10 protein-coding genes and 1 rRNA gene are annotated in these 10421 nt (G+C 48.1%); 3 read left to right on the top strand and 8 right to left on the bottom strand.

What is annotated here, in order from left to right; translation table 11 throughout:
* Positions 1–48: 48 nt before the first annotated feature.
* Positions 49–1422 carry an oxygen-independent coproporphyrinogen III oxidase gene (hemN, locus tag J1781_RS01165; protein ID WP_217137359.1) on the bottom strand — a complete coding sequence of 458 codons (1374 nt, stop codon included), beginning with the start codon at positions 1420–1422 and terminating at the stop codon, positions 49–51.
* Positions 1423–1609: 187 nt separating this feature from the next.
* Positions 1610–2161 (bottom strand): Der GTPase-activating protein YihI, encoded by a 552-nt coding sequence (gene yihI, locus J1781_RS01160; protein ID WP_217233096.1) that lies wholly within the window; start codon positions 2159–2161, stop codon positions 1610–1612.
* 580 nt (positions 2162–2741) lie between these two features.
* On the opposite strand from yihI, the gene yihA reads away from it, so the two are divergent.
* Positions 2742–3392 carry a ribosome biogenesis GTP-binding protein YihA/YsxC gene (yihA, locus tag J1781_RS01155; RefSeq protein WP_129955246.1) on the top strand — a complete coding sequence of 217 codons (651 nt, stop codon included), beginning with the start codon at positions 2742–2744 and terminating at the stop codon, positions 3390–3392.
* Between the two features lie 138 nt (positions 3393–3530).
* Here the strand turns inward: yihA and J1781_RS26555 are convergent, their stop codons facing one another.
* From J1781_RS26555 to J1781_RS01135, 5 genes are all read right to left on the bottom strand, one after another.
* Positions 3531–3578 (bottom strand): small protein SpfP, encoded by a 48-nt coding sequence (locus J1781_RS26555; RefSeq protein ID WP_071892919.1) that lies wholly within the window; start codon positions 3576–3578, stop codon positions 3531–3533.
* A gap of 164 nt (positions 3579–3742) precedes the next feature.
* Positions 3743–6541, bottom strand: a complete 2799-nt coding sequence (polA, locus tag J1781_RS01150; protein ID WP_217233095.1) for a DNA polymerase I — start codon at positions 6539–6541, stop codon at positions 3743–3745.
* A 388-nt stretch (positions 6542–6929) separates the two neighbouring features.
* Positions 6930–7553, bottom strand: coding sequence for a thiol:disulfide interchange protein DsbA (gene dsbA, locus J1781_RS01145; RefSeq protein WP_129955244.1), 624 nt, complete (start codon positions 7551–7553; stop codon positions 6930–6932).
* Positions 7554–7599: 46 nt separating this feature from the next.
* The gene (locus J1781_RS01140; RefSeq protein ID WP_129955243.1) at positions 7600–8586 is read right to left on the bottom strand and encodes a serine/threonine protein kinase; all 987 of its coding nucleotides are present in this window, start codon (positions 8584–8586) and stop codon (positions 7600–7602) included.
* A 92-nt stretch (positions 8587–8678) separates the two neighbouring features.
* Positions 8679–8948 (bottom strand): YihD family protein, encoded by a 270-nt coding sequence (locus tag J1781_RS01135; RefSeq protein WP_129955242.1) that lies wholly within the window; start codon positions 8946–8948, stop codon positions 8679–8681.
* A gap of 154 nt (positions 8949–9102) precedes the next feature.
* Here J1781_RS01135 and mobA point away from each other — a divergent pair, with 154 nt between their 5' ends.
* Entirely contained in the window at positions 9103–9690 is a 588-nt protein-coding gene (mobA, locus tag J1781_RS01130) for a molybdenum cofactor guanylyltransferase MobA (protein ID WP_217233094.1), read from the top strand.
* Entirely contained in the window at positions 9687–10220 is a 534-nt protein-coding gene (gene mobB, locus J1781_RS01125; protein ID WP_217233093.1) for a molybdopterin-guanine dinucleotide biosynthesis protein MobB, read from the top strand. The genes mobA and mobB overlap by 4 nt, the downstream gene beginning before the upstream one ends.
* Positions 10221–10301: 81 nt before the next feature.
* Here mobB and rrf read toward each other — a convergent pair.
* Positions 10302–10417: ribosomal RNA gene (gene rrf / locus J1781_RS01120) — 5S ribosomal RNA — on the bottom strand.
* Between the last annotated feature and the right edge of the window lie 4 nt (positions 10418–10421).

The following is a 10421-nucleotide window of genomic DNA, read 5'->3' as shown; positions in this document are numbered from 1 at the left end:
ATGCGGCTGTTTTGCTTTACTGCGAATAGATTTTTGCAGCGCAGGCAGTCAGATAACGCGGGAGAATTGTTGCTGGCGCACCTGACGGCGCAGATAAATATCAAAGCACATGCAGATATTACGGATCAGCAAACGCCCGCGTGGCGTCACCAGAATATGCGTATCACTCACCTCAACCAGCCCGTCTTCTGCCAGCGGCTTCAGCAGTGCCAGGTCATCAGCAAAATAGTCGGTGAAGCGGATATCATAACGCTGTGCAATATCGCCGAAATTCAGCTCAAAATGGCAGATTAGCGATTTAATAACGTCACGACGCAGGCAGTCATCGCTGGTCATTTCCAGACCGCGCCATAACGCATGCCCCTGCTCTTCCACCCGGGCGTAATAGGTTTTGAGATCTTTTTCATTCTGCGCATAGGTGTCGCCGAGCATGCTGATAGCAGAAACGCCCATTCCGAGCAAATCGCTGTCGCCCTGTGTAGTGTAGCCCTGGAAATTGCGGTGCAATTTACCTTCGCGCTGGGCAATAGCCAGCTCATCATCAGGGCGGGCAAAGTGATCCATACCGATAAAGCGGTAACCGGAACCGGTCAGCGAAGCGATGGTTTCCTGCAGAATTTTCAGTTTCTCTTCTGCGCCTGGTAAATCGGCGTCTTTGATTTTGCGCTGAGCGGCGAACAGTTTTGGCATATGCGCATAGTTAAACACACTCAGGCGATCGGGGTTCAGCTCTGCCACGCGTTGCAACGTGTAGGCAAAACTTTCTGCCGTCTGCTTCGGCAGGCCGTAAATCAGATCGATATTGGTCGAACTGAAACCCAGCATACGGGCGCGTTCAATCAGGGCAAAGATGAAATCTTCGTCCTGCTCACGGTTAACCAGACGCTGCACTTCTTTGTTGAAATCCTGCACGCCCATGCTCAGGCGATTAAAGCCTTCGCGACGCAAATGGTCGAGCACATCCAGCTCGATTTCACGCGGATCCACTTCCAGCGACATTTCTGCGTCGGGCAGGATATTAAATTGTGCCCGCAGAAGGCCCATCAAACGGCTTATCTGGGCTTTACTGAGGTAAGTCGGTGTACCACCGCCCCAGTGCAGCTGACTCACCTGACGGCCCTTAAAGAACGGCGCACGGTGACTTATCTCTTTTTCCAGCACGTTGAGATATTCTTCGGCTTTATGCTGCTGACGGGTCACCAGTTTATTGCAGCCGCAAAAGTAGCAGAGCTTATGGCAGAAAGGAATGTGCACGTACAATGAGAGCGGACGTGCCGGATAACGGGCGGCCGCCTTTTCGAAAGCGGTATTATCGTAGCTTTCACTGAACTCAAGCGCTGTTGGATAGGATGTGTATCGCGGACCCGAATAATTGTATTTCTGGATCAGCGCTAAATCCCAGACGGTAGTCTGTTCTGACATGGGTGACTTACTCCTTCCGGCGTCGGATGCTGCCGGTTCGCCTTACAGGCAGGCTTTTGGCCTGCCGTGCAAAGGTCGCTCTGCGCAAACGTGCTCTGGTTTTCGATAACCGGCGTAGTTTACCGAATAACCAAAGCAGATAACATGCAAAGAGTAAGGCTATTGCCGGGATAACCCAGCGCATAGCTTAGAAACCTTCTTTTGGGTTTCCGCGCTTAAGCAGCTGCATCATGTCTTCGTTCTTCACGGCTTCTTCGTCATCTTCATCTTCGCCGAGTTCAATGCCGAGGATTTCCATCAGAACATCAATGCGATCCAGAGTCTGGTCAACATAAGCCTGATCTTCTGCGTTTAATGCTTTGCCATCGTCGATGAGATCCAGCAAAGAATCCAGACGCTCATCGTTTTCAAGTAACGTCAGTTCTTCTTCCGGTGTCATTTTAGGTTTTGCATCTTGCTTCGGCTGTGCAGCTTTTTTGGCTTTCGCCGCATTGTTCGTGACGGTTTCAACGATCAATGGCACGGCTTTTTTGCTGCCGATACGCGGATCGGCTTTTTTCGCCCCCGCGCCGCTTTGGTTCTGAGCGGCATCAGGGTTAGCGCGTGAGCCTGCTTTATGGCCGCGGCGCTTGTTGTCACGCTTGCGTTCGCGCGCTTCGATATCAAGCTCGACACGACTTTTCTTCTTCGTTTTAGCTGTCGCGGTATTGGCGCGCGGTGCTTTCGCTGGCTGTTTCATGGCATCTGCTCTTAGGTGTGTACATTTAGTATAGATTTGCGGCGGAATCTAGCAGAAAGCGGACAAAGAAAAAAGGCAGCAAGGTAACCTTGCTGCCTTTTTCTTTCCTTCTTCAGAAGGATATTCATCAAACACTTTCCCTGTATAGCCTCAACGTCCCGGTTTTTCCTTTGCCTTTCAGAGCCTCCGGCTCCGTTCATCCTTAAATCGCGATGCATTTCCAGTGATCCGTGAATGCAATTTTCGTCCATGTTTCCATTCTTGCCTTCATCGCGTAAGAATCACTTTACCCGACTGACACAAAGGCTCAAGATACCCACCAGCCGCGTTGAGCGTTCAAAGAACACATTAATTTTATCTTATTGAAATATATAAAAATTAAAAAACAAGGCGAGAAAACAAGCGAAATAACCCGCATCATGAATAGCAAATGTCTTACATCATGAAGGCAATTTTCCCCCGCCTTCATCTCTGTGGTCCCTTCGCCTCATCATTCGGATTTTAAAAACACGAACACATCCCGGCGCAGTTGCAGTTATAATCGCCAGCCAGATACTCATGCCTCACGGAGACGCACGTTTTGACCAGCCAAATTTACAACTATCATATGACCCATTTCGTCATGAGTGCCCCGGATATCCGGCATTTGCCATCTGACGCAGGCATTGAAGTCGCATTTGCTGGTCGTTCAAACGCCGGCAAATCCAGTGCGCTGAATACCCTGACTCAGCAGAAAAGCCTCGCACGTACCAGTAAAACACCGGGACGTACCCAGCTTATCAATCTCTTTGAAGTGAAACCGGGCATTCGTCTGGTCGACTTACCGGGCTATGGCTACGCAGAAGTCCCGGAAGAAATGAAGCGTAAATGGCAGCGTGCTCTGGGCGAATATCTGCAAATGCGTAACTCCCTGAAAGGTCTGGTTGTGCTGATGGATATCCGCCACCCGCTGAAAGATCTCGATCACCAAATGATTCAGTGGGCTGTTGACGTAGGTACGCCGGTCATGTTGCTGCTCACTAAAGCAGACAAACTGGCTTCAGGCGCACGTCAGGCGCAGATCAAAATGGTTCGTGAAGCGGTGAAAGAATTCATGGGCGATATTCAGGTGGAAGCGTTCTCGTCACCAAAGAAAATGGGCGTGGATAAACTGAGTGACAAACTGAACACCTGGTTCAGCGAAATCCCACCGGAAGTGCTGGATGAAGAGGTTTCTGACGAAGGCGAATAACAACGCTCCCGTAACGGGGAAATGTCAGTAATGTACAGAAAGGGGTGACCGCAAGGTTACCTTTTTTTATGGGAATAACACGCTGAAAATCCCATAAAAAACGCCCCAGACATAAAATGCCTGGGGCGGCTAAAATATTCAGCCAAATCCGATTACGTGAAGTAAAAGGTCTGAAAGATAGAACATCTTACCTCTGTACCCTACAAGAGAAACTTTACCCTATTTTCTGACGGGGAAAAAGAACTTTTTGTAGTTTACTTACACAAAAATCGCGGATTATGCGATCACTCTCATGGTATGAGCACATAATTGTGTAGCTTAATTACAAAAAAAGCTTAATAACTATTCACTTAGTGTGCCTGATCCCAGTTGTCGCCCGTGCCCACATCCACTTTCAACGGAACGGCCAGCGTCATGCTTGCTTCCATCAGATTGCGGATTTTTTCGCTTGCCGCTTCGACATCATCTTTATGCACTTCAAACACCAGTTCATCGTGTACCTGCATGATAATGCGGGCACGCGGCGCGTCAGGTTGTTGCAGCCAGTCAGCGACGCTGATCATGGCGCGCTTGATAATGTCAGCAGCTGTACCCTGCATCGGGGCGTTGATGGCTGCACGCTCGGCACCTTTGCGGCGCATGGCATTACTGGATTTGATGTCCGGCAGATACAGACGGCGTCCATCCAGCGTTTCAACATAGCCCTGTTCAGAAGCCTGAGCACGGGTACGTTCCATGTATTCCAGCACGCCAGGATAGCGCTCAAAATACAAATCCATATAACGCTGGGATTCTTTACGCGCGATATTCAGCTGGCGTGATAAACCAAAGGCGCTCATGCCATAAATCAGACCAAAGTTAATCGCCTTCGCACTGCGGCGCTGTTCGCCAGTCACGCTGTCCAGCGGCGTGCCAAAGACCTCCGCTGCCGTTGCGCGGTGGATATCTTTACCCTCGGCAAATGCTTTCAGCAGACCTTCATCTTTCGATAAATGCGCCATGATGCGCAGTTCAATCTGTGAGTAGTCGGCTGCCAGAATGATGTAGTCTTTTGGCGCGATAAAAGCCTGACGGATACGCCGCCCTTCATCATTACGCACCGGAATGTTTTGCAGGTTTGGATCACTGGAAGACAGGCGCCCCGTTGCCGTGACTGCCTGATGATAAGACGTATGCACACGCCCGGACTGCGGATTGATCATCAAGGGCAGTTTATCGGTATACGTCGATTTCAGTTTCGCCAGCCCACGGTATTCAAGAATCACTTTTGGCAGCGGATAATCCAAAGCCAGCTCAGCCAGAACTTCTTCATTGGTTGACGGGGCGCCACCCGGTGTTTTCTTGAGGATCGGCAATTTCTGTTTTTCATACAGAATGGCCTGTAACTGTTTGGTCGAAGACAGGTTAAAAGGTTCTTCAGCCAGTTCATGCGCTTTGTTTTCGAGTTCATTCAGACGAATGGCCAGTTCTTTCGAATGGGCTGCGAGAATATTCTGATCAATCAGAACACCGGTGCGTTCGATATGAGACAGCACAGGCACCAAAGGCATTTCGATGTCCGTGAATACTGCCTTCAGGGATTCACTTTGTGCAATCCGTGGCCAAAGTGACTGATGCAACTGCAACGTAACATCAGCATCTTCCGCCGCATACGGTGCCGCTTGTTCAAGCGCAATTTGGTTGAAGGTCAGCTGATTTTTACCTTTACCCGCGATCTCTTCAAAGCTGACGGTTTTATGGCCAAGATAACGATCGGCCAGGCTGTCCATATCATGACGGCCAGATACGCTGTCGAGTACATAGGACTCAAGCATGGTATCGAAGGCAATGCCTTTCAATTCGATGTCATAACGCAGTAACACACCGCGGTCGAACTTCAGGTTCTGACCGACTTTCAGCTGCTTTTCATCTTCAAGCAAAGGCTTCAGTTGTTTCAGCACCTCATCGCGATCCAGCTGCGCCGGCGCATCCAGATAATCATGTGCAACAGGCAAATACGCCGCTTTTCCCGCTTCGGTGGCGAATGATAAGCCGATGAGGTTGGCAGTCAGCGTATCCAGGCCATCAGTTTCTGTATCGAACGCAAACACATCCGATGCTTTCAGATAACCGATCCATTCATCAAGTGTCTTTTGATCCAAAATGGTGACGTAACCGTCCTGAGAAAGCTGGTTAGGTTCAACAGGCGCAGTGGTGGCAACTTCCTGAGTGGCAGCGCCTTTCTTCGCTGCTGCCTTACCCGTGGATTTTTTACCGCTTAGCCAGGTCCCGGATTCAACATCGGCCAGCCAGCGTTTGAATTCATAGCGACCAAATAACTGATTAAGTTCAGCCGCGTTCGGTTCTGAGACTGTCAGCTCTGCACAGGTCAAGTCCAGCTTAACATCTGTCTTAATGGTCGCCAGTTGGTAAGATAAATAAGCGACGTCTTTATTCTCAGCAAGTTTAGCCGCCATGGTTTTAGAGCCACGAAAACTGAGTGTCGACACCTTATCCAGATCAGCATACAAAGCATCAAGGCCACCAATGCCCTGTAAGAGAGCCTGCGCCGTTTTCTCACCTACACCCGGCACGCCTGGTATGTTATCCGAGGAATCGCCCATCAAAGCCAGAAAATCAATGATCAGTGAAGGTGGAACGCCATATTTATCGACAACTTCATCTGGCCCAAGAATCGTATTGTTCATGGTATTAATTAAAGTCACGCCCGGGGTCACGAGCTGCGCCATGTCTTTATCACCGGTACTGATCAGCACCGCATGCCCCGCCTGTTCTGCTTCAAGAGCCAGCGTGCCGATCACGTCGTCAGCTTCTACACCAGAAACCACCAGCAAAGGCAGCCCCATAGCTTTGACCATTTGATGAAGAGGCTCAATTTGAGAGCGCAGGTCGTCTGGCATCGGGGGACGGTGAGATTTATATTGTTCAAAAAGTTCATCACGGAAGGTTTTGCCTTTCGCGTCAAAAACCACAGCAACATGGCTTGGTGTGTATTGCAGCAGTAAACTGCGCAACATGTTGAGCACACCGTACATCGCACCGGTCGGTTCCCCAGCAGAGTTAGTCAGCGGAGGGAACGCATGGTAAGCGCGATAAAGGTAAGACGAACCGTCTACCAGGATTAAGGGGTTTTCTGCTATCTGGGCCATAACTCTTCTTTATTCGTGATCAGACATACACTAAGGATGCCATAGCCAGCGGGAAAGACGAACCTTGAGAGGGAAATTCATTGCGAAGTTGCGAGGGATCTCGAAGGATCATCCTGTGGATAACTTTGTGAATAGTTTTTATAGCAAATTACTATCTGATCATATTCTGAAAATACTCCAGAATTTTAATTACTGGTTTCATGAGCTTATCGGTTTTTTTTATGAAATAACGTTGTAATAGAAGCTTAATAGCTATTGTGGATAGTAATATTTAGAAGAAACATTCCAGGGATAAATTATTTATATTTCCAGAAGTAAGCACTTTGGCTGTTATTTTTCCCTGACAATATAACGCCAGCCCGAAGGCTGGCGCTAAGCTCAGGAATAGTTATTTTTTAGTCGCTAAGAAATTGATCACATCAGAATATTGTTTCACGTACATATCCTGTGAGCTGGTATCAAGCCCGTCATTTTTAACCATATATTTGCCGTTCACAAATACAGAAGGAACGCCTTGCAGACCCAAATCAGCAGCTGCTTTTTCCTGCTGAACAACCAGTGATTTCACGACGAAGCTGTTAAGTGCAGCATCATAATCCTCGCCCTTCACGCCAGCCTGAATAAAGACTTTACGGATATCATCAGCATTTTGTACAGACTGTTGTTTTTGTACGGCATCAAACATCAACGGGCTAACTTTATCTTCAACACCCAGAGCAATAGCCACAGCCCACGCCTGTGTTAGTTGTTTACCTAACGGACCAAGGAACTCAACGTGGTATTTAGTGTATTTTACATCTTTTGGCAGGTTCTTACGGATGCTGTCAGACACATGCCAGACTTGTTCAAACTGATAGCAGTGCGGGCAATAAAATGAGAAGAACTCAAGTACCTGTGGCTCATTAGCTACGGTTTTATCTAGAGTAACGTATTGCGCGCCATCAGAAAATTGCGCAGCAGATACACTGAAGGCCATAACCATACCAACCAGTGCCAGGAATATCTTTTTCATAGAAAGCCTATCTCCATTTAATTAAATTTTGAACGTTAATCGTGACTCAATACATTGGCATCAGCCGTAAAGGAGGTGCCTGCAATTTCTTAATTTGCTCAATAAAAGCCGCTATCTGACCTCGCCAAAAATCTTCGTCCTGCATCCAGGGGAAGCTCTTAGGAAATGCAGGATCATCCCAACGACGGGCAACCCAGGCCAGATAATAAACCATGCGCATAGCACGTAGCGGTTCAATCAAAGACAGTTCACTGGTATCAAGATCAGCGAACTCGCCATAAGCTTCCAGCAAAGTATCTAACTGGAGCCTTTGCTCACTTTCATCGCCATGTAACAACATCCAGAGATCCTGAATTGCCGGGCCATTACGGGCATCATCCATATCCACAAACAGCGGGCCATCTCGCCAGAGAATATTCCCGGGGTGGCAGTCCCCATGCAAGCGCAAAGGCTGCCAGTCGGTATGCCAGAATTCCCGGGTCGTGGTGATCAATTTATCTGTCACAGATAAAAAAGGCTCTCGCAGGCTTTTGGGGATCAGAGGACATTGCGCGAGGACATCACGTGGTCGGGAAAGATATTCATCGAGGCCAACTGTCGGACGAGCAATGAAGAGACTTTCACTGCCAACCTGATGAATACGGCCAAGAAAACGCCCTACCCATTCGAGTTGGTCAAGATTATCAATTTCATACTGTCGACCACCGACGCTCGGAAATACGGTGAACATATAACCCTGGTAGTGATGAAGCGTATTTTCATTAATAGAAAGAGGGGCTATAGCAGGGATTTCAGCATCGGCCATATCACGGCAAAACTGATGCTCTTCCTGGATTTGTTCTTCACTCCAGCGCTCCGGCCGGTAGAACTTCACCACATAACGTTTTCTGTCTTCTCCCAGAAACTGATAGACACGGTTTTCATAGCTGTTTAAGGCAGTGAGGCCGGACTCAGCAATCAGCCCGACACTTTCTAACGCATCAAGGATAAGATCCGGCGACAATGCCTGAAAATTAAAAGCTGAATTGTTCATAACTTCATTCGGGTTAGCCGCGCAGAATAGTGACAATAGGAAATAGTATCATCTATTTTTCACGGTTCGCATGAAGTTCACATAAGTTTACATCAATCCTTAATCACACCACGGGCACGTAAAATGGCAGTTTTGAAGTCATCCTCATAGTCTTTCTTCAGGCCAGGGATTTCCGTTGTGCTGTCAGTTCCGCGCATTTTCAGATGATAAATTAGTGTGTCATCACTGAGTTCGCCTAATGGGCCCTGATAACCACATTCTGTCGCCAGCTTCTGGATAAACTCCACCAGATTAAGATCGGAATCTTCCTTCCAGGCAGGATGAAGCAGCTCAATCAACTCATTTACGCGATGTTCTTTCATGATGTTCCTTTTCAGCTCAGTTACAAACCCTAAAAATAACAGGGTTATTTCTTGAGGGAAAGCACAAGCTGACGGGGGATCCAGTTAAAACCTGCCTGGCCTCATGGTAAGACGTTACAATAAACGGAATATAGATGTTTTGTGAGTGGACATTATGGGTAAGTATGAAATTACCGGCGTTATTTTAGCCGGCGGACGTTCGAGCAGAATGGGACAAGATAAAGGGCTTATTGAAATCCAGGGTAAGCCTTTATTTGAACATATCGCTGAAAGGTTACGCCCGCAGGTCGGTGAGATCCTCATCAGCTGTAACAGGAATATGGAACAGTATGGCCGAAATTTGCGGACAGTCCCTGACAAGATACAGGATTTTTCCGGCCCCCTTGCCGGGATGCTTGCAGCACTATCAGTGAGCAAAACAGAATGGGCACTGTTCGTTCCCTGCGATGTTCCAGACTTCCCGGCAAATCTCACTGAAGCTTTTTTAGCAAACACAGCAGGGCAACAGGCTGTATATGCCCGCGACCCAGAGCGTGAACATCCGACACTTTGCCTGTTAAACCGGAGTCTGATCCCGGCACTGACGGCATATCTTGATAATGGCGACAGGAAGCTCATGATTTTTCTTGATAATATTGGGGCAAAATCAGTATTGTTCGGTGACGCCAACGCCTTTTCCAATCTCAATACGCCTGAAGACGTAGCTCTCTGGAAAACCCGTCACCAGGATCTCTCAAGATGAGAAACACACAAATTCCATTGCTTGGAATCGTCGCTTACAGCGGGACAGGGAAAACTACATTGCTGAAGCAACTCATTCCTTACCTGCGTCAGCAGGGCATAAGAACCGGCCTGATAAAACATACCCATCATGAAGTAGATGTTGATACCCCAGGAAAAGACAGCTTTGAGTTACGGAAAGCTGGTGCAGACCAGACGATGGTTGCCAGTAATAGCCGGTGGGCGTTGATGACTGAAACGCCGGGGCAGGATCAGCTCAATCTTGAATATCTGGCAACGCGTTTTGACTACCATAAACTGGATATGATTCTCGTTGAGGGCTTTAAGCATGAAGAGATCGATAAAATCGTCCTGCACAGGGAAGGAACAGGGAAAGCACTGGAGCAGTTAATTGATAAGCATGTTGTTGCGGTAGCCTGCGATTGTTTTTCAGAGAATATTTCAAAGGCAATTAGCGTCTTGAATATAAATGAGATAGAAGAGATTGGAAAGTTTGTCATCAGATGGCTGGAAAATCAGCAAAAACAGTAGGCACTACTCCTCTTTTATTACTCAAATTCCCCATAGCGAAAAACCCCGCACTTTCGTACGGGGCTTTTCGCTTTATTTGATGCCTGGCAGTTCCCTACTCTCGCATGGGGAGACCCCACACTACCATCGGCGCTACGGCGTTTCACTTCTGAGTTCGGCATGGGGTCAGGTGGGACCACCGCGCTAGTGCCGCCAGGCAAA

The sequence above is a fragment of the Rahnella perminowiae genome (assembly GCF_019049695.1).
Taxonomy (GTDB): domain Bacteria; phylum Pseudomonadota; class Gammaproteobacteria; order Enterobacterales; family Enterobacteriaceae; genus Rahnella; species Rahnella perminowiae.
The sequence above is the reverse complement of the archived record's forward strand: the minus strand, read 5'-3'. Positions and strand labels throughout refer to the sequence as shown.